This is a genomic window from Lysinibacillus cavernae (assembly GCF_009724685.1).
GTDB classification, from domain to species: Bacteria; Bacillota; Bacilli; order Bacillales_A; family Planococcaceae; genus Lysinibacillus; species Lysinibacillus cavernae.
In genome coordinates, this window is sequence record NZ_WMEF01000007.1 from 129,927 (window position 1) to 154,600 (window position 24,674).

23 protein-coding genes and 1 riboswitch are annotated in these 24,674 nt (G+C 37.2%); of the genes, 15 read left to right on the top strand and 8 right to left on the bottom strand.

All coding sequences use genetic code 11. The features are described 5' to 3' along the window. Positions 1-83: 83 nt before the first annotated feature. Together GJU32_RS14880 and hisJ are read right to left on the bottom strand one after the other, a co-directional pair. On the bottom strand, positions 84-563 hold the full coding sequence (locus GJU32_RS14880; protein WP_155592745.1) for a GAF domain-containing protein: 480 nt from the start codon (positions 561-563) through the stop codon (positions 84-86). 24 nt (positions 564-587) lie between these two features. Next, positions 588-1,382, bottom strand: a complete 795-nt coding sequence (gene hisJ, locus GJU32_RS14885) for a histidinol-phosphatase HisJ (RefSeq protein WP_155592746.1) — start codon at positions 1,380-1,382, stop codon at positions 588-590. A 163-nt stretch (positions 1,383-1,545) separates the two neighbouring features. On the opposite strand from hisJ, the gene ezrA reads away from it, so the two are divergent. The 5 genes from ezrA to GJU32_RS14910 all read left to right on the top strand — a co-directional run bounded on the left by ezrA (position 1,546) and on the right by GJU32_RS14910 (position 6,623). Further along, complete coding sequence (gene ezrA, locus GJU32_RS14890) at positions 1,546-3,246, top strand: septation ring formation regulator EzrA (protein ID WP_155592747.1); 1,701 nt, start codon at positions 1,546-1,548, stop codon at positions 3,244-3,246. Between the two features lie 109 nt (positions 3,247-3,355). Next, a complete protein-coding gene (locus GJU32_RS14895; RefSeq protein WP_196426715.1) occupies positions 3,356-3,802 on the top strand; it encodes a GNAT family N-acetyltransferase in 447 nt (148 codons plus the stop codon). A gap of 94 nt (positions 3,803-3,896) precedes the next feature. Next, positions 3,897-5,051 (top strand): cysteine desulfurase family protein, encoded by a 1,155-nt coding sequence (locus GJU32_RS14900; RefSeq protein WP_155592749.1) that lies wholly within the window; start codon positions 3,897-3,899, stop codon positions 5,049-5,051. Further along, a complete protein-coding gene (gene thiI / locus GJU32_RS14905) occupies positions 5,051-6,262 on the top strand; it encodes a tRNA uracil 4-sulfurtransferase ThiI (RefSeq protein WP_155592750.1) in 1,212 nt (403 codons plus the stop codon). The genes GJU32_RS14900 and thiI overlap by 1 nt, the downstream gene beginning before the upstream one ends. 145 nt (positions 6,263-6,407) lie before the next feature. Continuing rightward, positions 6,408-6,623, top strand: a complete 216-nt coding sequence (locus GJU32_RS14910) for an alpha/beta-type small acid-soluble spore protein (RefSeq protein ID WP_155592751.1) — start codon at positions 6,408-6,410, stop codon at positions 6,621-6,623. Positions 6,624-6,693: 70 nt separating this feature from the next. Here the strand turns inward: GJU32_RS14910 and thiE are convergent, their stop codons facing one another. Genes thiE through thiM form a run of 3 tightly spaced genes read right to left on the bottom strand, consistent with a single transcriptional unit; the run spans position 6,694 to position 8,904 of the window. After that, positions 6,694-7,335, bottom strand: a complete 642-nt coding sequence (gene thiE, locus GJU32_RS14915; protein ID WP_155592752.1) for a thiamine phosphate synthase — start codon at positions 7,333-7,335, stop codon at positions 6,694-6,696. Continuing rightward, entirely contained in the window at positions 7,325-8,149 is an 825-nt protein-coding gene (gene thiD / locus GJU32_RS14920) for a bifunctional hydroxymethylpyrimidine kinase/phosphomethylpyrimidine kinase (RefSeq protein ID WP_155592753.1), read from the bottom strand. The genes thiE and thiD overlap by 11 nt, the downstream gene beginning before the upstream one ends. Beyond that, the gene (gene thiM / locus GJU32_RS14925; RefSeq protein ID WP_155592754.1) at positions 8,137-8,904 is read right to left on the bottom strand and encodes a hydroxyethylthiazole kinase; all 768 of its coding nucleotides are present in this window, start codon (positions 8,902-8,904) and stop codon (positions 8,137-8,139) included. Before thiM ends, thiD begins: the two co-directional genes overlap by 13 nt. 84 nt (positions 8,905-8,988) lie before the next feature. Next, a riboswitch (TPP riboswitch) is annotated at positions 8,989-9,086 on the bottom strand. 190 nt (positions 9,087-9,276) lie between these two features. Between thiM and mbcS the strand changes: the two genes are divergently transcribed. The 5 genes from mbcS to GJU32_RS14950 all read left to right on the top strand — a co-directional run bounded on the left by mbcS (position 9,277) and on the right by GJU32_RS14950 (position 14,531). Then, the gene (gene mbcS / locus GJU32_RS14930; protein WP_155592755.1) at positions 9,277-10,878 is read left to right on the top strand and encodes an acyl-CoA synthetase MbcS; all 1,602 of its coding nucleotides are present in this window, start codon (positions 9,277-9,279) and stop codon (positions 10,876-10,878) included. 163 nt (positions 10,879-11,041) lie between these two features. After that, positions 11,042-12,055: a signal peptide peptidase SppA gene (gene sppA / locus GJU32_RS14935; protein WP_155592756.1), complete on the top strand. Its 1,014-nt coding sequence runs from the start codon at positions 11,042-11,044 to the stop codon at positions 12,053-12,055. Positions 12,056-12,067: 12 nt separating this feature from the next. Then, positions 12,068-12,685, top strand: coding sequence for an RDD family protein (locus GJU32_RS14940; RefSeq protein WP_155592757.1), 618 nt, complete (start codon positions 12,068-12,070; stop codon positions 12,683-12,685). 322 nt (positions 12,686-13,007) lie between these two features. Beyond that, positions 13,008-13,511, top strand: coding sequence for a thiol peroxidase (tpx, locus tag GJU32_RS14945; RefSeq protein ID WP_155592758.1), 504 nt, complete (start codon positions 13,008-13,010; stop codon positions 13,509-13,511). A gap of 90 nt (positions 13,512-13,601) precedes the next feature. Then, complete coding sequence (locus GJU32_RS14950) at positions 13,602-14,531, top strand: class I SAM-dependent methyltransferase (protein WP_155592759.1); 930 nt, start codon at positions 13,602-13,604, stop codon at positions 14,529-14,531. A 66-nt stretch (positions 14,532-14,597) separates the two neighbouring features. Here GJU32_RS14950 and GJU32_RS14955 read toward each other — a convergent pair whose 3' ends face one another. Continuing rightward, on the bottom strand, positions 14,598-15,047 hold the full coding sequence (locus GJU32_RS14955; RefSeq protein ID WP_155592760.1) for a universal stress protein: 450 nt from the start codon (positions 15,045-15,047) through the stop codon (positions 14,598-14,600). A gap of 423 nt (positions 15,048-15,470) precedes the next feature. On the opposite strand from GJU32_RS14955, the gene ald reads away from it, so the two are divergent. Continuing rightward, positions 15,471-16,586: an alanine dehydrogenase gene (gene ald / locus GJU32_RS14960; RefSeq protein WP_155592761.1), complete on the top strand. Its 1,116-nt coding sequence runs from the start codon at positions 15,471-15,473 to the stop codon at positions 16,584-16,586. Between the two features lie 40 nt (positions 16,587-16,626). On the opposite strand, the gene GJU32_RS14965 is transcribed toward ald, so the two are convergent. Next, positions 16,627-17,715, bottom strand: coding sequence for a M24 family metallopeptidase (locus GJU32_RS14965; RefSeq protein ID WP_155592762.1), 1,089 nt, complete (start codon positions 17,713-17,715; stop codon positions 16,627-16,629). A 237-nt stretch (positions 17,716-17,952) separates the two neighbouring features. On the opposite strand from GJU32_RS14965, the gene GJU32_RS14970 reads away from it, so the two are divergent. Next, a complete protein-coding gene (locus tag GJU32_RS14970; protein ID WP_155592763.1) occupies positions 17,953-18,636 on the top strand; it encodes a metal-dependent hydrolase in 684 nt (227 codons plus the stop codon). 151 nt (positions 18,637-18,787) lie between these two features. Beyond that, on the top strand, positions 18,788-20,095 hold the full coding sequence (locus tag GJU32_RS14975) for a DRTGG domain-containing protein (protein ID WP_155592764.1): 1,308 nt from the start codon (positions 18,788-18,790) through the stop codon (positions 20,093-20,095). Between the two features lie 55 nt (positions 20,096-20,150). Here GJU32_RS14975 and GJU32_RS14980 read toward each other — a convergent pair whose 3' ends face one another. Next, positions 20,151-20,456, bottom strand: a complete 306-nt coding sequence (locus tag GJU32_RS14980; RefSeq protein WP_155592765.1) for a YtpI family protein — start codon at positions 20,454-20,456, stop codon at positions 20,151-20,153. Positions 20,457-20,546: 90 nt separating this feature from the next. On the opposite strand from GJU32_RS14980, the gene GJU32_RS14985 reads away from it, so the two are divergent. Then, the gene (locus tag GJU32_RS14985) at positions 20,547-21,491 is read left to right on the top strand and encodes a DHH family phosphoesterase (RefSeq protein ID WP_155592766.1); all 945 of its coding nucleotides are present in this window, start codon (positions 20,547-20,549) and stop codon (positions 21,489-21,491) included. Positions 21,492-21,513: 22 nt separating this feature from the next. Further along, positions 21,514-24,597: a DNA polymerase III subunit alpha gene (gene dnaE, locus GJU32_RS14990; protein WP_155592767.1), complete on the top strand. Its 3,084-nt coding sequence runs from the start codon at positions 21,514-21,516 to the stop codon at positions 24,595-24,597. The last annotated feature ends 77 nt before the right edge of the window (positions 24,598-24,674 follow it).

Here is a 24,674-nt window from a genome sequence, read left to right on the forward strand (position 1 = left end):
TGTTGAAGCAAAATATAAGTGTTTGTACAAATAATTCGCCCTGAAATGACAATATAAGACATTTCAGGGCAATTTTTAATATCCTATAAATGAAGAAGTAGCGTTTTGACAAATTGCTCTAAGCCATCTTGATCTTCCTTGGAAAAGCGATTCACTATTGGACTATCAATATCAAGTACACCGATGATTTCACCTTGCTTCTTCAAAGGTATGACAATTTCGGACTGTGAGGCAGCGTCACAGGCAATATGTCCTGGAAAATCGTGTACATCTTTTACAACAATCGTTTCTCCCGTTGCCAAAGCTGTTCCGCAAACCCCACGGCCAATCGGAATTCTAACGCATGCAGGAAGTCCTTGAAATGGTCCTAGTACAAGTTCATTTTCCTGTAAAATATAAAAGCCAACCCAGTTGATATTTGTTAAAAATTGATTTAATAGTGCAGAGGCATTACTTAAATTGGCAATTTTATCTGTTTCGCCAGCCAATAATGCATCTAATTGCTTTGATAATGTTAGGTATTGGTCAGCAATGGACCCTTCGTAATTAATTTGTGTAAACATATAAGCACCTCGTTTAAAATTTATTTATATTGGTAATATAACATTATGATGTTGATGTAAATCATCTGCGCTATGTGCATCCGAACCAAATACATATGGAAGTTCAATAGCTTGACTATAATGGATAAAATCAAATGGTGGATAAGGCTCCTGACAATATTGTTTACTTAAACCAGCACTATTTAAATCGAGTTCATAGCCCTTACGCTTCATGATGTCCAATACTTCTTTAATTCGAGAGGCGTCATTGATTTTTTCTTTATGTGCTAGCTGAAATTTATGAATAAGTGTTGGGTGCCCAATCCGTTTTGGTTTGTATGGACCAAGTTCTGATCTAATCGATTGTAGGACAGTATCATAATATAAATCATAAACCTGTTCGACAGAGCCAACTTTTTTTGAAAAATCAATAAAGCATTCAGGAGAAAAGTCGATACATACAAAGGTATCTTCACATTGTAAAAAATGGACTGATAGTATAGCATCATCTAAAAAATGTCCATATGTAGTAAGAAATTGACGAGTTTCTTGTTCAAATCCTTGGATATAGTCTACTTCTAACCCAATACGAATACGAATATCTTGTGCATACTGTTTTTGTAGGCGCTGCAATTCTTCTAAGTAAGGCATGAGATCATCTGGATTCATACCACTATCTTTTTGCGGGGTAGGGTCATTAAAATTTTTGGGTAATGGGGCATGTTCTGTAAACGTTATATCCGTGAAATTATGAGAAATTGCTTTTTCAATATATTGAATGAATGAGTCAGAACTGCCGTGTGGACAATAAGGACTATGTATATGCCCATCGCGTTTCATAATTAACCACTCCTTTAGCTCTATTGATATGCTAATTAAATATTTCACTATAGCAAAAATACAGTTTTCTGAAAATCACTTAAATTTTAGTACAAAAGGCGAAAACATAGTATATAATAAATACAACTAGCCAATTCGTTTATTGTAGAATAGGAGGCTTACGATGGAGTATATCATCATTCCGATTATCCTACTATTAATTTTAGCCATAGTAGGATTTATGATGCGAAGAAAACATGTTGCAATTATTGCAAAACTTGAAAATGAAAAATTACAAATTCAACATAACCCTATAAATGAAGAAATTTCAAAAGTAAAATCTTTAAACATGAACGGTGAAACGGAAGAAATGTTTGAACGATGGCGCAATACTTGGGATGAAGTCATCGACGTACATATGACTAAAATTGATTCACTTCTATTTGACGCTGAAGATCAAATTAACCGACTTCGTTTTAAAAAAGCGACGTTAATAGAACGTGAAATTGAAGATTATATTGAAAAATGCGATCAAGATAAAGATAAAATATTAGAAGAACTGAATGAATTAATTGGCAGTGAAGAAAAAAATCGTATTGAAATTGAACAATTAAAGGAATATTATCGCTCTGCAAGAAAGACATTGCTGGCGCACCAGCATTCGTTTGGTGTAGCGTTACCTGCTCTTGAGAAAAAGCTTGAGACATTTGTTCAAAAGTTTGAAGAGTTTGATGTACTGACAAATGAAGGGAATTATTTGCAAGCGCGAGAAATTGTCATTAGTTTAAATCAAGAATCTCAGCAAACATTTGACTATATTAATGATGTCCCATCTATTTTGACTGAAATTCAAGTTAAGCTACCAGGAGCGGTTCAGGAATTGCGTAATGGTCAACGTGAAATGGAAGACCAATCCTACTATTTACAGCATTTAGAATTGACTGAGGCATTAAACAAGTATGAAAAAGAATTTGATTCATTAAAAAATGATTTGTCTGAGCTTAATTTAACAGTTGTAAAACCTCGTGTGACAGAAATTAATGAAGAGATTGATCATTTTTATGATTTACTTGAAAAAGAGGTTGTTGCTAAAAATTATGTCGACCAAAATTGTGATCGTTTGTTAAGTTCCATCACGAGTGTCATTTCTTCTACAAAGTTAGTTAGTGATGAAGCGACTTATGTGCAACAAAGTTATCATTTAAATGAAAAGGATGCAGAAATTCCAAAAGCTGCATTAAAGCAATTGGAAGCACTGCAACGTCGTTATGATTTATTAGCAATGCGGGTTAGAGAAGAAAAATCTGCTTACTCTAGTTTGCAGGAAGAATTAGTAGAAATTAGTGAAGAGCTTGAACGAATTCATGAAGAGCAAGGGCATCTATCGAATACAATGAAGAAGCTTCGAATTGATGAGAATAAGGCTCGTGCTCAAGTCGAAAACTTAACGAAAATGTTACAAGACACAGATCGCCTATTAAACAAGGCAAATATTCCAGGAATCCCTGAGGAGATGGATGCACGACTTGATGAGGCTGCAGAGCACATCTATGTTGTCATGCAAAGCTTGCAAGAAGTGCCACTTAATATGGGCACAGTTCATAATAATTTAAATGCAGCAACTCTTTGTGTAGAAGATGTTAAAGTAAAGGCACATGAATTAATAGAAAATGTTATGCTAATTGAAAGAATCATTCAGTATGGTAATCGTCACCGTGCATCGAACCCAAAATTGAATACGCGTTTAAAAGAAGCTGAAGGGGCTTTCCATCAATTCCGTTATGCAAAGGCATTAGAAGAAGCGGGAACGGCTGTTGAAGAAATGGAGCCAGGTGCTTTAAAACGAATTCAAGAATTGGTTGTAGAAGAGTCCATGTCAAAATAATTCAAATAACATTTGAGCTGCCTAAAAAGTATAGCGATTACTTTTTAGACAGCTTTCTTTATAAATTCTAGAATAGGATGTGATCTGCTTGAAGCTACTGAAGCGAGACATGAATGAAACGTATGCAAATGAGATTTTACATTGGCAATATGAACAACCATATGATTTTTATAATAATGAAGTCTCAGATGAAACGTTGCAAGAAATGCTTGAAAATCCCTACTATGCTATTGTCAATGATCAAGAGGAATTAATCGGTTTTTATTGTACTGGATCGGCAGCTCAAGTGCCCAAAGGACATGAGTTTGGTGCATATGTAAAAGGTTGTGTGGATGTTGGCATTGGTATGAATCCCAATCTAACAGGACAAGGGTTGGGTGCAACATTTTTTTCTTATATTTTAATGACTATACAACAAGAGCAGCATACACCACTTCGTTTAACAGTCGCACAATTTAATAAAAGAGCGATCCATCTTTATGAAAAATTTGGTTTTGTCAAAGATATAGAATTTAGTACACCAACAACTTTCATCACGATGTTGAAAATCAATTAAAATTTGAATAATCGTTAAAGTTAGTGGTCAATCTGTGAAGATTGCGTTATGATAAGTACCGTTAAATCAACGTTTTGAAAGTGTGTGAAAAGTTATGGTTAATACAATTTATTTAGATAATAGTGCTACAACAAAACCTTTAAATGAGGTTATGCAGGCGTTTATGGTTGTGAATGAGCAGTATTACGCCAATCCTGCCTCTATCCATGCTATGGGTGTTGAATCCAATGATTTATTAATGCGTGCACGTGAGCAAGTAGCAGATATTTTGCAGACAGAGGCAAGAAATGTGCTATTTACTTCAGGTGGTACAGAGTCAAATAATGCTGCTATTTTTGGAATAGCACGTAGTAATACACATATAGGAAAACATATTTTAACGACTGAGATCGAGCATCCATCTGTCTTAGAAACAATTAAACAGCTCGAAAAAGAGGGCTATGATATTGACTATCTTAGTGTCGATCAAAATGGTGTGATTTCTCTAGATGATCTACGTACTAAGATACGTAAAGAGACCATTTTAGTAAGCATGATGCATGTAAATAATGAAATGGGTGCTATTCAACCTATTGATGAAGCAGCTAAAATGATTCATGAAATGAGTCGGGCTGTTCTTCATGTTGACGCTGTACAAAGCTTTGGGAAATTAGCTATATCCTTTAAAGGAGAAGATGGGCCTGACTGTATTTCTATTTCTGGTCATAAAATACATGGATTAAAAGGTTCAGGTGTATTGGCTTTTCGTAAAGCCATAAGGTGGCAGCCATATGCACTAGGTGGAGGTCAGGAATTTGGATTGCGTAGTGGAACTGTAGCGGTTCCGCAAGCAGTCGCATTAGCGAAAGCTGCTCGGTTAGCAATTGAGACAGCGAATGAACGTGCAATGAAATATCGTCAATGGCAAGATGAAATTCGTGCGCAGTTAGAGGGATATGGAGAGTCAGTTCATATTTTATCAACCCCACAAGGTGCTGCACATATTTTATCATTCAGTGTTCGGGATTTAAAAGGGGAAGTTATTATAAACGCCATGCAAAAACGTGGCATCATTGTGTCAACGTCAAGTGCTTGTTCATCGAAGCAAACAAAAACAAGTCATGTTGTTGAGGCTCTGCACCTCGATGAACATTACAAAAAAGGTGTAATCCGTATTAGTTTTGGTGCACATAACACGGCAGAAGATATAGAAAAGTTTAAACAAGTGCTAGCAGAAGTAATGTTGGAACTCAAAGGAGAAATTAAGTAATGATTTGGAAAGAAATTTTAATTCGATATGGTGAGCTTTCTACAAAAGGTCGTAATAAAATGGATTTTATCCGCCGCTTACGTGAAAATATTCGTCATGCTTTTGCGGATTTAGGACATTTGCATATCCGTACAGAACGTGACCGCATGTTTATTGCTATCGAAAACGAAGCACAGATGCAAACACTCATAACAGGACTACCTAAAATTTTTGGTATTCAATCATTTAGCCCTGTGGCTGCATGTGAAAAAGAAATTGAAACAATGAAGAAATTGGCCATCACAATAATGGAGACATTTAACGATGAGCAACGTACATTTAAAGTAGAAGTTAAACGTACAGATAAAACATTTCCTTTAGAATCTCATGCAATCCAACGTGAGATTGGTGGCTATGTTTTACCACAATTTAAAAATTTATCTGTCAAAGTGAAGCAACCTGATATTGAGCTTCGTGTAGAAGTTCGCCATGATGCAACTTATATGATGGCACAAGTCATTGCTGGTGCAGGCGGCATGCCAGTAGGGTCTAATGGAAAATCTTTATTAATGCTATCTGGTGGTATTGATAGTCCTGTTGCAGGTTATTTAATGATGAAGAGAGGTGTGCGTTTAGAAGCCATTCACTTCTTTAGCCCACCTTATACAAGCCAAAATTCATTGGAAAAAGTAAAAGTACTTGCAAATGAATTAACGAAATTTGGTGCTAGTATTCGATTACATGTCATTCCTTTTACTGAAATACAAGTATTGATTAAAGAAAAAGTACCTTCTAATGTTTCAATGACGACAACTCGTCGTATGATGTTGAAGGTAGCCGATCAGGTCCGTGAGGAAATTGGAGCTCTTGCCATTGTTACAGGTGAAAGTCTTGGACAAGTAGCAAGTCAAACGCTTGAAAGCTTAACGGCCATTAATGCTGTAACAAATACACCTATTTTACGACCATTAATTTCAGCAGATAAGCTAGAAATCATTGATATTGCAGAAAAAATCGGCACATACGAAACATCTATTCAGCCATTTGAAGATTGCTGCACGATTTTTACACCTGCAAGCCCAAAAACAAAGCCGAAACTTGAAAAGGTAGAGCACTATGAAAGCTTCTCTGATTTTGATGAACTTATCGAGCGAGCAGTAAAAAATCGAGAGGTCTATATTTTCCCTAAGAAAGAAGAACAGCAACAAGATAAATTTGCAGATCTATTATAATGATTCAACAGCCGTCTCAAAGCTCGTTTTGAGACGGGTTTTTTGTGATGTTTTCTATGTACCATTAGAGGTACAATTTACCTCTAAAATTTTTGTATTAAAAATCTAATATCGCACATTCTATATTCACAAGGAGGTGAGAAACATGACAAACAACAACAACCGCAGTTCAAACAAGCTTGCAGTACCTGGTGTACAACAAGCACTAGATCAAATGAAATACGAAATTGCACAAGAATTTGGTGTTCAATTAGGAGCTGACGCTTCAGCTCGTGCTAACGGTTCCGTTGGCGGTGAAATCACTAAACGTCTTGTACAAATGGCAGAATCTCAATTAAAAGGTATGCCAAACAACCAATAAATGCTGATTAAGCATTTATAAACTTAAAACCAGTGACCGTAAAAGGCACTGGTTTTAGTTTGTTTATAGATCATTTATTTATGCGAAACAAAGATGTAAAGGAAGAAACTGTTTGCTCAACATCTTCACTTTTACAAATAGCAGAAATAACTGCAACACCATCAGCACCTGCCTGTAATACAATATGTGCATTTGTACAGTTAATGCCACCAATCGCTACTATAGGTAATTCAGGGTGGAGATTGTGAGCCTGCTGTAAAAAATATGTGCCGCAAGGTGGTTGTGCATCACTTTTAGATGTTGTTGCAAAAATAGGACCAATCCCTACATAATCAGCATGATGAGCAATAGCTGTTTGTAATTCTTCGTGTGAATGTACAGAAACACCAAGGATCATGTTCTCAATTTTTTTACGCGCTATGGCTACATGTAAATCATCCTGGCCAATATGAACGCCATCAGCACTAATTCGAACAGCGAGATCAATATCATCATTGACAATGAATGGCACATTATATTGTTTACATAGCTTTTGACATTGACGTGCAAATTGTTCATAGGCGAATCCAGTTAAAGCTTGAGGACCTTTTTCACGAAATTGAAACATTGTAATACCTGCTTTCAACGCTTTTTCGAGAACAGTGATTGGCTCCTGATGGAAAACATTGTTAGTGCCCATAATAAAATAAAGCTGTAAATCCTCACGTTTCATGAATCTTCACCTCGCAGGCTGTTTTATGCTGTTGATAGGCAAAATGGTTTGTAGGACCATGACCATTCCCGATGGATAAATCATGCATAATCGCTAATTGAATAAATTTTTTAGCTTCAATAATGGCCTCTTCAAGAGTGAAGCCTTGTCCAAGAAAAGCAGTGAGTGCTGCTGAAAATGTACAGCCAGTACCGTGTGTATTTTTTGTTTGAATTCGGGGCGACTGCATGGAAAAAGATCGACCATTTTTATAAAATACATAATCAATGGCATAAAGTGGATCTGCTAAATGGCCACCTTTGATGATGACGCATTGTACGCCTAATTGTAAAAAGCTTTGCGCCACTTCTCTTATATCTTCAATATGGTTTATTCTTCTCCCTGTAAGCGCCTCTGCTTCTGGTATATTTGGCGTAACGATAGTAGCGAGAGGCAGCAGGGATGAGCGCATTGCCTCGATAGCATCTTGCTGTAATAAGCTTTCTCCACCTTTTGCTATCATCACTGGATCGACAATCAGTGGAATTTTTAAATCACTGATAATGTGCGCGATTGCTTGAATAATATCCGAGGAATAAAGCATACCCGTTTTAATCGCAGCGATCGAAAAATCTGCTACTAATGCTTGAAGTTGTTTTTCTACAAATGAAACATCAATTGTGAAAACACCCGTAACACCCAGAGTATTTTGAGCAGTTAAAGCTGTAATGACTGAAGTCCCAAATACTTCTAATTCTTGGAATGTTTTTAAATCAGCTTGAATACCAGCACCGCCACCACTATCAGAGCCTGCAATCGTCGTTACAGTATACATGAAGCTTCACCGTCCTTTGACAAGCGGTGTATGGCATTTAACAAAGCTATTTGAAAATCACCAATTTCTGCAGTAAATGCAGAGGCAAGTGCTGCTGCTTTTTTATAGAAAGTGAGTGTTTCTGCTAATTGTTTGTATGGATTATTACCTACGATATAGGCAGCACCGCATATAGCACTAAGTAAACAGCCTGTTCCAGTTACCTCCGTCATCATTGCATTTCCACCAGTGATCCAATGGCTATACACACCATCTGTCATAAAATCTCGTTCACCCGTTACGATGACAATGCATTTGAAACGTTGAGCCAATAATGTTGCTTCAGCCTCCATAGCCATGGAGCCATGACCGCTATCGACACCTTTCTGTTGCCAATCAACATTGGCTATCGCCGCAAGCTCACCGATATTACAACGAATAACTGCAAATTGTATGTCCTTAAGCAAGTGTTGTACGGTTTCCTTGCGATATATTGTGGCTCCAGCACCGACAGGATCTAGAATAACAGGAATACCAAGTGCATTCGCTTTTTTACCTGCTAACAACATGGCATTTTTTGTTCGATCATTCAGTGTCCCAATATTAATTAATAGAGCTTGTGCCATTGCTACCATTTCCTCTGCTTCGTGGCTATCGTCAGCCATAACAGGAGAAGCACCTATTGCTAATAAACCATTTGCTTGGAAATTTGCCACCACATAATTTGTGATGCAATGAATGAGTGGTCGTTGTTGACGAATTGTTTGAAAAATCATTTCAGTCCTCCTCTGTGGATGGACGTAAGCATGCAAAAAAGACCCTTTTTGTGTAAATGCACGAAAAAGAGCCTTTCATCTGAAAAAACGATGTCCGTTGCTCCCTACGTCAGTATTAACTAACAGGTTCAAAGGGTCAGGTTTTACCTTCTCAACTCTTATGAGTCCCCCTGCAATCTTGCTTTTAGTTGACCAAAATGTACCATACTTTTCATTTGTATTCAATAGCTAGTTTTCCTATCGACAAAACGTGACTGATGCCATATAGCAAAGTATGATAGTTGTCATGACTTTAACAAAATTGAGCACAAACCATTGAAAATGCTGAAAAAGGAGTTTTATAATGTGTCATAACAAAAGGGGGCATTTGCCGTGAAAAGAAAAGATTTAGTTGCACCAGAATGGTATAACATATCAGAGGAAATTGAAAAATTCGCTCAAGATGTAAATAAAAATGCGTTAATTATTTATGAAGAAAATAAAGAAGTACAATTTATTACATATGCACATTTACTTGAAAAAGCGAACCAAGCGGCACACGTTTTCACCAAGCAAGGCTTAACAAAAGGTGATGTGATTTTAGTGATGGTACCACGTTCAGTAGAAGCATACATTGTGTATATTGCAGCATTGAAAGCTGGATTAACCATTATTCCAAGCTCTGAAATGTTAAGATCTAAGGATATTGAGTACCGCATTCAACACGCGAATGCTAAAGGTGTTGTTGCATACGAACCCTATATTGAACAATTTGATGAAGTGGGAAATTTACAAGGAACACAGCAATTCGTAATAGGGGAAGCACACGAACCTTGGCAACCGTTACTTGAAAAAATGTACAATCAACCTACAACCTACATAAGTTCTGACCCTACGAAAAGTACAGATAATGCATTTTTAGCCTATACAAGCGGTACTACAGGAAACCCAAAAGCAGCTGTTCATACTCATAGCTGGGGTTATGCACATTTACGAACTACGGCCCCACATTGGCTAGGTGTGCAAGAAAATGATGTCGTTTGGGCTACAGCAGCACCTGGATGGCAAAAATGGATATGGAGTCCGTTTCTTGCTACATTAGGCAGTGGTGCAACCGCATTTGTATACAAAGGTAAATTTGATGCAGCTACATATTTAACATTGCTTGAAAAATTTAAAATCAATGTATTATGCTGCACACCAACTGAATATCGTTTTATGGCAGCCCTTCATCAATTACATGAGTATGATTTGAGTGCAATTCGTCAAGCTGTATCGGCTGGTGAGCCTTTAAATAGTGAGGTCATCAAAGTGTTTTCGGAAACTTTCAATTTACAAGTTCGAGACGGCTATGGTCAAACAGAAAACACGTTACTCGTTGGTACAATGATAGGAATGGAGACTAGAATTGGCTCTATGGGAAAACCTACTCCAGGTAATACTGTTGAAATCATTAACGATGATGGCAAACCAGTTGCTATAGGAGAAATTGGTGATATTGCTGTTCATCGTGAAACACCCGCACTTTTTAAAAAATATTTAAATGATCCTGAACGAACAAATTTACAATTCCGTGGAGATTGGTACATTACAGGAGATCGTGCCTCCAAAGATGAAGATGGCTACTTTTGGTTTGAGGGTCGAGGGGATGATGTCATTATATCTTCTGGCTATACAATCGGACCATTTGAAGTAGAGGATGCATTGATGAAACATCCAACTGTGAAAGAAGCAGCTGTCATTGCGAGCCCTGAAAAAGTTCGAGGAAATATAGTAAAGGCATTTGTTGTACTTCGTAATGGAGAAATTGGTAATGAAGCACTCATTCGAACACTTCAAGATCATGTGAAATCATTAACAGCACCCTATAAATATCCACGTGCTATTGAGTTTGTTGAAGAACTGCCGAAAACATCCTCAGGTAAAATTAGACGTGTCGAATTACGACAACAAGAAGCAAAGCAATTCCATGAATCATCATTTCCTAGGAAATAATGTCGAAAATCAAAGTTCATGCAAATGTATGAACTTTGATTTTTTTTCTGATTTTAGATAAGGTATTATGAGGAAATGAATAAAAAAATTTTTGCATATTATTGCAAAAAAATGAAACAAATAAGCAAGTCATACGTATTACGTGTTGAGGAGGCGGAAAGACATGAATGTTAAAAGGTGGGTTGCTTTAGTAGTTGCAGGAGTTCTTTTACTATTTTCATTAGGGATTAACACTGTTTTTGCTCTATTTAAAGCAGATTTCCTAGGTAATTTTGATAGTTTAATGGCAGGAAATAATTTAGATGTTTATGAAAATGTAATCGAAGGAGACAATTTTGATAAGCGAATTGCTTATTTAAAGGTAGATGGAACGATTCAAGATATCGGATCAAGTACATTATGGCAACCAGTTGGCTATGATCATCAATTCTTTTTAGACCAGTTGGATAATATTATGTATGATGATTCGGTACAGGGCATTGTTTTAAGCGTTAATACACCAGGTGGTGGCGTGAAAGAATCAGCAGAAATCTATAAAAAGCTCCTGAAAATTAAAGAAGAACGACAAATTCCAATCTATGTATCTATGGATTCCATGGCAGCATCAGGTGGTTATTATATTTCAGCACCTGCTGATAAAATATTTGCTCATCGTGATACAATAACAGGTTCTATAGGTGTCATTATGCAATCTATGAACTACCAAGCATTAGCTGAAAAAGTTGGTGTTAAATTCGAAACGTTTAAATCGGGTGAGCACAAGGATATGCTAAGCCCAATGCGTGAAGTGACACCTGAGGAACGCACAATGATGCAAGATATGATTAACGAAACGTACGAAGAATTTGTAGATATTGTAGAGCAAGGACGTAATATGTCTGAAGCAGAAGTGAAAAAGGTTGCAGATGGTCGTATTCTCGGTGGTACAAAAGCGCTTGAAGCCGGCTTAATTGATGAAATTGGTGACGAAGAAGCAGCCATCGCTGCTCTACGTGCTGATTATGGACTTGAAGATGCTGCTCTATTTGAGTATTCATATGATATGGGAGGCTGGCAATCATACGTTGGTATGAAAATTGGCTCCATGTTTGGTCCATCAGCAGAAGAAAAAATGCTAATGAAAATTATGACGGACTACAGTGCACCAAAAATGATGTACTTATACGGGGAATATTAAGGAGGGAGTACAATGACAAACAATGAAATTGTTATGCAAGGTTCACCCTCTATCGAAAATGGCTTTCTCATCAACGCATCAGAAGATTCAGCAAAGCATAAAAACTATTCTTTAAAAACAGCTGGCTTTTGGATTCGACTTTGGGCATTTTTATTAGATGGATTCATTATTTCTGCTGTAGGTGGGATACTCGTAAATCCTATATTTTATCTAATGGATTGGTCCTTATCGGAATCTGTTTGGTATGCACCGATTTCTATTATCATGGCGATCCTTTATTATAGCTATTTTGTGCTAATGACAAAGTTCTTTGGGCAAACATTAGGTAAAATGGTATTTGGATTACGTGTTATTTCATTAAAGCATGATAAGCTTACTTGGTCAGATGTGTTATTCCGTGATTGGATTGGTCGTATCATCAATAATATTTTTATGCCACTTTATATTTTGGTAGTCATTTTACCAGAAAACCAAGGTTTACATGATTATTTTGCTGATACAACAGTGGTGCATGAAAAAATCTTTATTGAAAAAGAGGTAGCGCCACCTTCTTTAACAAAGCAAGAAGCGATTATGGAAACTGAGGAAAAACCTGAACTAGCAAAGCTAGAGGAAAAAAATGAACAATAGACAAGAGGCTGTCTCGAAATAGAGAGACAGCCTTGTTAAATGAGAAGAGGATTAATTGTAGTGAAGACGGGTGGGGCCTTGGGGATGAGCTTCACAGATGACATCCTGGGGCGAGTAATTAGAGGAACGAAAGCTAAAAACATCACATCCTGTGATACGAACCTTCGTGACCAAGCAGCAACTCCATTGGAAAGGAAATCAATCCCTTGCTTTGCTGAATAGCTCTACCAAGACTCATTCAAATAAAGTAAGCTATCTTAGTTGCAATTAATTCCCTTCATTTAGTAATATTATGTACATATGATGATTAGGAGGCGTTTATATGGCACAAGTAACATTTAAAAATGGTCCAGTAACACTAGTAGGAAATGAAGTAAAGGTGGGCGATCAAGCACCAGATTTTACTGTATTAGCGAATGACCTATCACCTGTAACATTAAAAAACGCAGAAGGAAAAATTCGTTTATTTAGTGTTGTACCATCATTAGATACTGGTGTATGTGATGCGCAAACACGTCGTTTCAATGAAGAAGCAGCAAACTTAGGTGACAATGTAGTCATTTATACAGTATCTGTGGATCTTCCATTTGCTCAAAAGCGTTGGTGTGGTGCAGCAGGTATTGATGCAGTTCAAACTGTTTCGGATCACCGTGATCTTTCATTTGGTGAAGCATATGGCGTGTACATTCAAGAATTACGTCTTCTGACACGTGCAGTATTCGTTGTGGATGCAAATAATAAAGTAACATATGTTGAATATGTACCTGAAGCTACAGACCATCCAAACTATGAAGCGGCCATTGCAGCTGTCAAAACACTAGCATAATGAGTTGCTTTTAGGCTAAGATAATACTAGACAAAGGGGCTGTGACGAGTTTTTTGTCACGGCTCTTTTCTGCGTGAAAGGAAGTTATGTATGGAAAACATCGAGAAGTTATTTGGATTGCTAAATGAGCATGCTGAAAAGTTCGAAAAAGAACAAGATATAACACTGTTAGAGGGGTTACTAGATGGCCTAGAGGCATGGCTTTATGGCGAAGTCGATTTTTCACAGAAAGATGCAACAAAAGAGGACATTCGCAAAGCTATTCAAATTGCCATTTTAAAGGGAATGCGTAAAGGCTCGCAGCCAAATCATCAAATGACACCCGATACTTTAGGGTTATTAGTTGGTTATTTTGTGGAACAAATATTTGCAGAGCGTCTTGAAAATGAAAAAATTTCAATTATGGACCCAGCAGTAGGTACAGGAAATTTACTACTTACGGTCATGAATTTATTAGATGGAAAAGTGGAAGCAACAGGTGTGGAAGTTGATGAGCTACTCATTCGTCTTGCTGCAGCCACTGCTGATTTAACAGAACAGCCTATTTCTTTATACCGTCAAGATGCCTTACAAGATCTGTTGGTAAATCCAGTTGATGCTGTTGTTTGTGATTTACCAGTAGGTTATTATCCAAATGAAGAAGTAGCAATCGACTATGAACTATGCCCGTCAGAGGGGATGAGTTATGCCCACCATTTATTTATTGAGCAATCGATGAATTATACGAAGGATGGTGGCTATTTATTTTTCCTTGCGCCATCTCATCTTTTTGATTCGGAGCAGTCTAAGCAACTACACAAGTACATTCAAAAGCACGCCTGGATTCAAGCTATTATCCAATTACCTGACTCTATATTTGCCAATAAAGCATTAGAAAAGAGCATAGTGATTTTACAAAAGCAAGCGAAGGAGTTAAAAGCACCTAAAGAAGTACTATTAGCTAAAGTTCCGAATATGCAAAATAAACAGGCGCTTGCGTTATTCTTTGAAAAAGTGAAGATGTGGAAAGAGGGCAAGTGATTGCTCACAAAACCAACACAAGTAAAAAGGTATCCTAGTGAAGGATACCTTTTTATGTATTGCGGTTTAGTTTTCTGGTGTACGAATAACAAGAACGTCACACTTAGCTGAACGTACAATTGCTTCAGATACAGAACCGATTAGGAATCGCTCAACTGCATTTAGACCAGTTGCACCACAGATGATTAAATCTGCGTCAACGATTTTTGAAAGCTCTTTAGTAATGATATTTTTAGGAGAGCCATACTCAATGATAAGGTTAACATTTGATAAGCCTTCATCTTCAGCTTGTTTTTTATAACCATTTAATAGTTCTTCAGAAAATGCTTGAGCACGTTCTGCGATAGAACGGTCATATGCTTCGATTGCAGCAAATGAACGTGTATCGATAACATTTACTAGATTTAATACAGCACCTTCGTTTCGTTTTGCAACGTCAATTGACTTACGAAATGCGTATTCAGCTTCTTTCGAACCGTCTACTGCAACAACAATGCTTTTATAATGATTAGCCATTTGAAAAACCTCCCTGATTTGTATATGTTGATTATACCAAATGATTGTCTAAAGGAAATACTTTCCGGAAGAAAAATTATGAAAAAGTGAAGGCATTTCATTATGAAATGTCAATCAAATATACTTACTTAATTCCCACTATTTACAGCGTGTAAACGTCTTTTGGTAGTCAGAACTTGCGTATGAATGATCCTTATTAGCTGCTTAATTATTGTCCTTTTTAGTTTTTAAATATAATAACTTATGACGTTATTTATCGTTTAAATATTTAGTATTTTGAAAATGTTAGAAATTTTATTTGTATTTACTTTAGATAAAGCTTTTTTTTCAATAGTTTGGTAATATGGAATTGCAAGGGGTGCATCAATTCATAGTTACATAAATGATGCTTATTTCTTACGTAATGGAAGGGGATAGGAAACAATGAAGATTGGTATTCCAAAGGAAATTAAAAACAATGAAAATCGTGTAGCCATGACACCAGCAGGAGTTGTTACTTTAACACATGCAGGCCATGAGGTGTACATTGAAACTGGGGCAGGCTTAGGATCAAGCTTTACGGATGCTGATTACATTGCAGCAGGTGCTCATATTGTGCAAACTGCTAAAGAAGCATGGTCACAGGAGATGATCATGAAGGTTAAAGAGCCTGTAGCTTCTGAGTATGATTATTTCTATGAAGGCCAAATCTTATTCACGTATCTACATTTAGCGCCAGAGATTGAATTGACTCAGGCACTTTTAAATAAAAAGGTTGTAGGTATTGCCTACGAAACGGTGCAATTAGCAAACGGTTCATTACCTTTATTAACACCGATGAGTGAAGTAGCTGGTAAAATGGCTACACAAATCGGTGCACAGTTCTTAGAGAGAAACCATGCTGGTAAAGGTATTTTACTAGGTGGTGTATCAGGTGTACAACGCGGTAAAGTGACAGTAATCGGTGGTGGTATTGCCGGAACAAATGCTGCAAAAATCGCTGTTGGTATGGGAGCAGACGTAACAGTTATCGATTTAAGTCCAGAACGTTTACGTCAATTAGAAGATATGTTTGGTCGTGATGTTCAAACATTAATGTCTAATCCATACAATATTGCTGAATCAGTAAAAAATTCTGATTTAGTTATTGGTGCCGTTTTAATCCCAGGGGCAAAAGCACCGAAACTTGTTTCTGAAGAAATGATCCAGTCAATGCAAGCTGGCTCTGTTGTAGTGGACATCGCTATTGACCAAGGCGGTATTTTAGCTACATCAGATCGTGTGACAACACATGATGATCCAACATATATCAAACATGGCGTAGTACACTATGCAGTTGCAAATATGCCAGGAGCGGTACCACGCACATCAACAATTGCTTTAACAAATAATACAATTCCATATGCACTTCAAATTGCAAACAAAGGCTACAAACAAGCTTGCCTAGATAATGCTGCACTGAAAAAAGGTGTGAATACATTAGATGGACAACTTGTTTATAAAGCAGTGGCTGATTCACAAGGTTTACCATACGTTAATGTGGATGAGCTAATTCAATAAATAAAAAGGAAGCACACTAGTTGCTTCCTTTTTTTATTCATTATAGAACAATTAAATCTTTCGGGAACTTTGTTAGTACTTCAACGCCATCCTTCGTTACAACAACATCATCCTCGATACGTACACCTGTTACATCTGATTTATAAATCCCAGGTTCAATTGTAAAGACCATGCCTTCTTCCATCGTCATGTCATTTGCCCCTGTAACTGATGGGAATTCATGTACGGAAATGCCAAGACCATGGCCAAGGCGGTGTGTGAAATATTCACCGTAACCTGCTTCGGTAATTGTATCGCGTGCAATTTTATCTAAGTCCATAGCTCGAACACCAGGTTTCACAGCTGCGACAGCATTTGTGTTGGCTGCTAAAACGGCATTATAAATTTCCTTCTGTGCTTCACTAGGCTCACCAAAGGCAACGGTACGTGTAATATCGGAGCAATAGCCATCATAAATAACCCCTAGGTCAAATAGGACCATATCCCCTTTTTCAATTTTACGCGCACCTGGTATACCATGAGGAGATGCCGTTTTTGGACCACTCAATACCATTGTTTCAAAGGACATTTTGCAGCCTTTATCTTGAATAGCACTTTCAATCGCTGTTAGAATTTCCATTTCTGTTTTACCTTCAGCAATTTCTTTGCAACCGATTTCAATTGCATAATCAGCTAATTTCGCAGCTTTACGTAATTTTTCTAATTCACTTTCATCCTTGATTACACGCATTGCATTAATTTTTTCATCAAGACGAACAAAGTTAGCTTGAGGGAACGATTGTTGTAGTGCTTCCAAACGTTCTACGATTAGTTGCGCTTTTTCAATGGCAAACGTAGTTGGATTAGCTTGGCGTGATGCGATTGCTTGGGCAAGTACTTCCATTGAGTTTTCTGTATCCTGATGTCCAATTACTTCATAAGACCAACCTGCAGCCTTTGCATCAGGAATCTCCATTTGCGGACAAATTAGAAAAGGTTCAGCATCTTTAAAAATCATGACCCCTAGTAATCTCTCATGTGGATTACTTTTAAAGCCTGAAACATAAAAAACATTGTCAGGTGTTGTTACAAATGCTGCTTCGATGTGATTTTGTTGCAAGTAACTTTGGATTTCTTCAACTTTTGACATAGATATGTCCTCCCTTTATTACATTTGGAATTTACATTAGGAAGCTTCGACTACTTAAAGAACATGTCGAGGTTCCTTTTTTAGTACGTACTGAATAATTGTGCTCTAACGTGGTATAAAGCTGTCAGAGAATACTATGATTATTCTCTGTACAAGCATATCAAAAAAAGGGAAAAAGCGCATGGGTAGCGAATTAAAATGATGGACTGTAATTTGTAAATCGAGGAGGATTTTAAGATGGAAATAAGTTATCATGGGCATTCAGTTGTCAAAATTCAAACAAATGGAAAAACAATCATAATTGATCCTTTTATTACTGGCAATGGACAGACAGACTTAAAGGTTACTGAGGAAGCACCAGATATTATTCTACTTACACATGGGCATAATGATCATGTTGGAGATACAGTGGAGTTAGCAAAGAAAAAGGATGCGTTAGTCATTGCACCAAATGAATTAGCAAATTGGATTTCTTGGCAAGGTGTAAAAGTACATCCAATGCATATAGGCGGTGCCAAAGAATTTGACTTTGGCAAGGTAAAATTTACACAAGCCTTCCACGGATCTTCTTATATAACAGAAAATAATGAAATTATCTACATGGGTATGCCAGCTGGAATTTTACTATTTGTTGAGGGACTAACGATTTATCATGCAGGTGATACAGCGTTATTTAGTGATATGAAATTAATTGGTGAACGACATCCGATTGATATTGCGTTCTTACCTATTGGTGATAATTTTACAATGGGACCAGAAGATGCTGCATGTGCGGTTTCATTTTTAAAGCCAAAAATTGTAATTCCTATTCATTACAATACATTCCCACCAATCGAGCAAGATCCACAAATTTTTGCAGATTTAGTGCAAAATTCAGAGGTTCAAATTTTAAAAGCCGGTGAAAAAGTAAACTGTTCCTAATCAATGATAAGGCTGTACTAATAAATTGATACCACTCTGGTAGTAGAAATGATGGGGAATGTTAAACAATTTCATCACTTTATATTAAATATTTTCATAAAAAATATGGTACACTAAGAGCAGAAATGAAGCTTAGGAAATAGGTGATATTTTGTCTACAAAACATGAGAAAATTTTACAATATATCGAATCACTACCGGTGGGCGATAAAATTTCAGTACGCCAAATTGCGAAGGAAATGCAAGTGAGTGAAGGGACGGCTTACCGTGCTATAAAGGAAGCAGAAAATCGTCGCTTAGTAAGTTCAATTGAACGTGTTGGAACAATTCGTATTGAGAAAAAAAAGAAAGAAAATATTGAGCGCTTAACTTTTGCAGAAATTGTCAATATTGTCGATGGTCAAGTTTTAGGTGGAAAATCAGGTCTACATAAAACGCTAACGAAATTTGTCATTGGTGCAATGCAGTTAGAGGACATGATGCGTTATACAGATGCAGGTAGCTTATTAATAGTTGGTAACCGTGTTAAAGCTCATGAAAATGCACTTCGAGCAGGTGCTGCGGTTTTAATAACTGGCGGTTTTGATACAACGGAAGATAATAAGTCGCTTGCGGATTCATTAGATTTACCAATTATTTCAACAAGCTATGATACGTTTACAGTAGCGACGATGATTAACCGAGCAATCTATGACCAATTAATTAAAAAAGATATTTTATTTATCGAAGACATTTATGTTCCAATGACTGACACAGCAGCGTTAAAAAATGATGAAACAATTCATCATTTCCAGAAACTAAATGAACGCACAACACATGGTGCATTTCCTGTTGTCACACACCAAAATAAGTTGGTCGGTATGATTACAGTAAAAGACGTCATTGGTCGAGAAGAAAACGAGCTCATCGAAAAAGTGATGACGAAAAATCCAATCGCTGGCTCTATGAAAATGAGTGTTGCTTCTGCTGGGCATCGTATGATTTGGGAAGGAATCGATCTTTTACCAATTGTTAATGATGACAATATTCTGCAAGGTGTTATTAGTCGTCAGGACGTGCTGAAGGCACTACAACTTGCACAAAGACAGCCTCAACATGGCGAAACCATTGATGATTTAGTGAAAAATGAGATGAAGGTTCTAGGTGATGAAGAGCTTATCGTGGAATTTAAAGTCACGCCACAAATGACCAATCAATACGGAGCCATTTCTTATGGTGCCTTTACCACTTTACTAGCTGAGGTCGGCTCATTTGCGCTAAAACGTCGTAAACGTGGGGACGCGGTGGCTGAAAATATGACCATTTATTTTATTAAGCCAGTCCAAATGGAAAGCACCCTTACAGTCAAGCCTCGTATATTAGACATGAGTCGTAAGTTTGTGAAAATGGATTTTGAAGTATATAATCAACAAATTCTTGTCGGTAAGGCAATGATGATGTTCCAGCTATTAGAACGTTAAGGATTGAAAAGGGATGGCCTAGCGCAATTGCTTGGTCATCCCTTTATTATTTATATTATTGATTGATGCGCAATTCTTCCTCAACAAATTGACCATAATGTCGTACTTTTTTTGTATTTTCTATAATAACAAAGATGCCTAGTACGACAAGAATTGTTACAATAATAAAAGTATATAAGCCTGGGAATAAATAGGCTTGATTTAATCCGAAAAACAGGATGAATGATCCAAAGCCAATATTCGCCTTACTTTTATACCAATTTTTAGCAATAGGTAATGGAGAACGAAACTGTTTTGTTTTAAAATAAAAATAAAAGACAAATGATATGATTATCGCAAACACAAATATTAAATTGAGCATAGTAAACCTCCTAGCATAACTAGACATTATTGTAACGATTATTAGAGAAAAATGCTAACGGTTCTTACTATCATATTGGAGGAAGTTACTGTGAAAAGACAAATCATCGACACAATTGCTGCTTATGAAACAATCGTAATTCATCGCCATGTACGTCCAGATCCCGATGCTTATGGCTCACAGCAAGGATTAAAAGAGATCATTTTAGCAAATTATCCTGAGAAAAAGGTTTTTGCTGTAGGCGAACATGATGCTTCCTTATCATTTATGGCACAGCCTGATCATATAGCAGATGATATCTATAACAATGCCTTAGTGATTGTTACAGACACTGCCAATCAGGAGCGAGTTGACGATCAGCGCTATACAAAAGGGAAAATGGTGATTAAAATTGACCACCATCCAAATGATGATGCTTATGGTGATCTTTTATGGGTAGATACGACTGCAAGCTCTTGCAGTGAAATGATTTATGAATTGTATGAGGAAGGTAAAGAAGTTGCTAACTGGAAGCTTTCTGATGCTGCTGCACGATTATTATTTACAGGAATTGTAGGGGATACAGGAAGATTCCAGTTTCCAAGTACAACAGCTAAAACATTTAAAGTTGCTTCTGAACTGATTACATATGATTTTGATCGAAATCAAGTTTTTGATGGTATGTATGAAATGGAGCAAAAGCTACTTAATTTACAAGGCTATATTTATCAAAATTTTGTAATGGATGAGCATGGAGCTGCTTATGTAAAGCTGACAAAGGAACTGCTAGCAGAGTATGATGCGGTGCCATCAGAGGCCTCTTTATTAGTAGGTTGTCTCGGCAGTGTCAAAGGGATATGTTCTTGGGTTGTATTCATAGAAGAAGATGATCAAATCCGTGTACGACTACGTTCAAAAGGTCCCGTTATTAATACATTAGCAAAAGAATTTAACGGTGGTGGACATCCACTTGCCTCTGGTGCCACGGCTTACTCATGGAAGGAAGCAGACCGCGTCATTTCAAGATTACAGGAGCTTTGTAAAGCGTATCATTAACAAAGAAAAGGAAGGGATTCATTTGACACATGTATATACGAAGATGCATACGAGCGCGGATTTATTGAAAAGCACAATTCGGCTTGAGCAATTGATTCCTTTTTTACAAGAGCAAAAGACACAGGCCTGTGCAATCGTTAATACGAAATTGTATGGGCTTTTGCCTTTTTGTAAAGCATTGCAGCAAGCTGATATCCATGCTGTCATTGGACTTTCGGTTAACGTACAGTGGCATGACAAGAGCATACCTCTAGTACTGTATGCGCGGACTCAGGAAGGCTATCAACACCTATTAAAGATTAGTAGTGCTATATCAATTAGACAAGATGAAGTGCTGCCATGGAAATGGCTTGAGGGGTATGCAGCAGGTTGTGTGGCTCTGCTCTCAACAAATGAATTAACGGATTTAGATGGCTGGCAAGCAATGGTCGCTACTTTTGTTCAGCTATTTAAAAACGATTTTTACTTAGGAATTGCAAGACCTGGAGGGGTAAAAGCAGCTAATGAAGAAGAATTAGTTGTCTGGTGTGAAGAACAGTCTATTCCACTTGTAGCCACTCAAAGCTGTTATTTTTTGCGCCCAGAAGATCATTTTGCTTATGAAGTAGCAAGAGCAATAGATACAGGCGAAAAACTAGGAGAAACAATGCTAACGGCCAATTTGCAAGGGTATTTTGCACCAACAGCACAGGAATGGCAAAATTGGTTTGGTGATCGACCAGAGTGGCTTGAGTCTAGTGTGAAAATGCTAGTTAGCTGTAAAGCTGGTATACCTGAAATGCCTGTGCAAATGCCTGAATTTCCTGTACCAGCAGGTGAAACGGCTGAAAGTTTGCTTGTTAAAGAAGCATTTACAGGATTAGAAGAACGTTTTAAGCAAATGGCAGTGCCCATTAGCTATAAAGAGCGACTGCAATATGAGCTTGAAATTATTTGCTCAATGGGCTTTGCTGACTATTTTTTAGTTGTTGCGGACTTTATGCGCTTTGCGAAAGAAAATCGCATTTTGACTGGACCAGGTCGTGGTTCATCTGCTGGTTCTCTTGTGGCCTATAGTCTCTCCATTACACAAGTAGATCCACTTGCCTACGGTTTACTATTTGAGCGATTTTTAAATCCTGATAGAATCACATTACCTGATATTGATATCGATTTTGTTGATAGTAAAAGACAGCAAGTGATTCAATATGTTGCACAAAAATATGGCAAAGCAAATGTTGCACAAATTATTACATTTGGAACCTTGTCAGCAAAAGCTGTTGCAAGGGATGTTGCGAGAGTTTTTGGTTTTGAAGCAGAAACGTTAGAAAAAATTTCGAAAATGATTCCGAATAAGCCAGGCATAACTTTGCAAAGAGCTGTGGCAGAATCAAATGTCTTTCAAGACTGGTTAGCAGAAAATGAAAAGCACCAGCGTTGGTTCGAGGTAGCGCTAAAACTAGAAGGTTTACCAAGAAATTCCTCCACCCATGCAGCAGGCATTGTCATTGCTCCTTCGCCATTAGTAGATACTGTTCCTATTGAAGAAGGACATGATGGTATTTATAGTACACAATGGCCAATGGGTGATATTGAAGCGTGTGGTCTCGTTAAAATGGATTTTTTAGGCTTGCGTAATCTCACTATTCTAGAACAAATACGTTGGTCTATCTATAAAGCGAGAGGACCTTGGATAGAATTTGGATTAATTCCTATGCATGATGAAATGACTTTCCAACTATTACAAAGTGGGGATACATTGGGTATCTTTCAATTAGAATCAGACGGGATGAAACAAGCATTACGTGATATCCATCCTACAAATTTTTTAGATATTGTGGCCGTAAACGCACTTTATCGACCAGGTCCAATGGATTTTATTCCTGTCTACGCAAAACGGAAAGCTGGCAAAGAAATGGTCGTTATGCCCCATCCGGTGTTAGAGCCTATTTTACAGGAGACATATGGTGTTATTGTCTATCAAGAGCAGATAATAAAAATTGCCTCTGTTCTCGCGGGATTTACAATGGGACAAGCGGATTTACTTCGCCGTGCGGTTAGTAAAAAAAATCGTCAGGTTTTAGAGGAACAACGTGCTGCATTTGTTAATGGGGCATTAAAGCAAGGCTTTGAACTACGAATAGCGGAAGAAGTATATGAACTCATTGTGCGTTTTGCAGATTACGGTTTCCCTAAAAGTCATGCTGTGGCCTACAGTGTGATTTCCTATCAAATGGCCTATTTAAAGGCACATTTCCCGCTAAGTTTTTATGCAGCATTATTATCAAATGCAACGGGAAATGTAGAGAAGATTCAACAACTTGTCCATGAGGCAAAAGATAAGGGCATCCCGTTTTATCCACCTTCTTTAAAAAATAGTACGAAATATTTTACTGTAGAAAATGAAGGTATTCGTTATAGTTTATCGGGGATCAAAGGTGTTCCGCATACATTTATCGAAAAAGTGAATGCTCTACGTCAAACAAATCCAGAGGCATTGAATAACATGTTCGATTTAGCTGTTGCCTTAAGTGCACAGCATTTTAAACCGAAAGTGATGGAATCATTAATTTATGCTGGTGCGCTTGATTATCTAGAAAAAGACCGAGCTGTCCTCATCATGACAGTAGACGCAGCCTTGAAACACGCAGAGTTGCTAAGACCTACTGAGGATATTGATATGACATCAGCTATGGCCTTTAGTTTTGGTAAACCAAAATATATGCAGGCAGAGGAAATTTCACAAAAGGAAAAATTGATGCATGAGAAAGAGAGATTAGGCTTTTATATTTCTACACATCCAGTAGCGCAAGAAAGGTTACACTGGGGTGATGTCAATAGTACGTGTCGAGAGTTAAAGCAGTCTCGAGATGGTACTTATGTGAAAATGATTGGCATGATTGATGAAGTGAAAAAAATTCGTACAAAAAAAGGTGAGCAAATGGCATTTGTTCAGCTACAGGATGAGTATGGAACTGTTTCTATTACGTTGTTTCCACAAGTATTTCAATTCGTTCAAGACCTGTTACTAGAGGATGAAATGCTGTTTATCGAGGGTGTTTTGGAAAGACGTTTTGGAAAGTTGCAGATTAAAGTAAAACATGCGCAAACGACAAAAAAGATCTAAAATGAAACAAAAATTTAGAAACTGCATTTAATTTTTATGCAGTTTTTTCTTTACTTTTGAACAGTTATTTTGTAAGC

Coding starts and splice junctions, on each gene's coding strand:
- GJU32_RS14980 (WP_155592765.1), bottom strand. CDS start 20,456: ATGCTCAATTTAATATTTGTGTTTGCGATAATCATATCATTTGTCTTT.
- GJU32_RS14965 (WP_155592762.1), bottom strand. CDS start 17,715: ATGTCAAAAGTTGAAGAAATCCAAAGTTACTTGCAACAAAATCACATC.
- hisJ (WP_155592746.1), bottom strand. CDS start 1,382: ATGAAACGCGATGGGCATATACATAGTCCTTATTGTCCACACGGCAGT.
- thiM (WP_155592754.1), bottom strand. CDS start 8,904: ATGATTTTTCAAACAATTCGTCAACAACGACCACTCATTCATTGCATC.
- tpx (WP_155592758.1), top strand. CDS start 13,008: ATGGCACAAGTAACATTTAAAAATGGTCCAGTAACACTAGTAGGAAAT.
- GJU32_RS14895 (WP_196426715.1), top strand. CDS start 3,356: ATGAATGAAACGTATGCAAATGAGATTTTACATTGGCAATATGAACAA.
- GJU32_RS14955 (WP_155592760.1), bottom strand. CDS start 15,047: ATGGCTAATCATTATAAAAGCATTGTTGTTGCAGTAGACGGTTCGAAA.
- ezrA (WP_155592747.1), top strand. CDS start 1,546: ATGGAGTATATCATCATTCCGATTATCCTACTATTAATTTTAGCCATA.
- GJU32_RS14900 (WP_155592749.1), top strand. CDS start 3,897: ATGGTTAATACAATTTATTTAGATAATAGTGCTACAACAAAACCTTTA.
- sppA (WP_155592756.1), top strand. CDS start 11,042: ATGAATGTTAAAAGGTGGGTTGCTTTAGTAGTTGCAGGAGTTCTTTTA.
- GJU32_RS14970 (WP_155592763.1), top strand. CDS start 17,953: ATGGAAATAAGTTATCATGGGCATTCAGTTGTCAAAATTCAAACAAAT.
- thiD (WP_155592753.1), bottom strand. CDS start 8,149: ATGTATACTGTAACGACGATTGCAGGCTCTGATAGTGGTGGCGGTGCT.
- GJU32_RS14910 (WP_155592751.1), top strand. CDS start 6,408: ATGACAAACAACAACAACCGCAGTTCAAACAAGCTTGCAGTACCTGGT.
- GJU32_RS14940 (WP_155592757.1), top strand. CDS start 12,068: ATGACAAACAATGAAATTGTTATGCAAGGTTCACCCTCTATCGAAAAT.
- thiE (WP_155592752.1), bottom strand. CDS start 7,335: ATGAAACGTGAGGATTTACAGCTTTATTTTATTATGGGCACTAACAAT.
- GJU32_RS14950 (WP_155592759.1), top strand. CDS start 13,602: ATGGAAAACATCGAGAAGTTATTTGGATTGCTAAATGAGCATGCTGAA.
- ald (WP_155592761.1), top strand. CDS start 15,471: ATGAAGATTGGTATTCCAAAGGAAATTAAAAACAATGAAAATCGTGTA.
- thiI (WP_155592750.1), top strand. CDS start 5,051: ATGATTTGGAAAGAAATTTTAATTCGATATGGTGAGCTTTCTACAAAA.
- GJU32_RS14880 (WP_155592745.1), bottom strand. CDS start 563: ATGTTTACACAAATTAATTACGAAGGGTCCATTGCTGACCAATACCTA.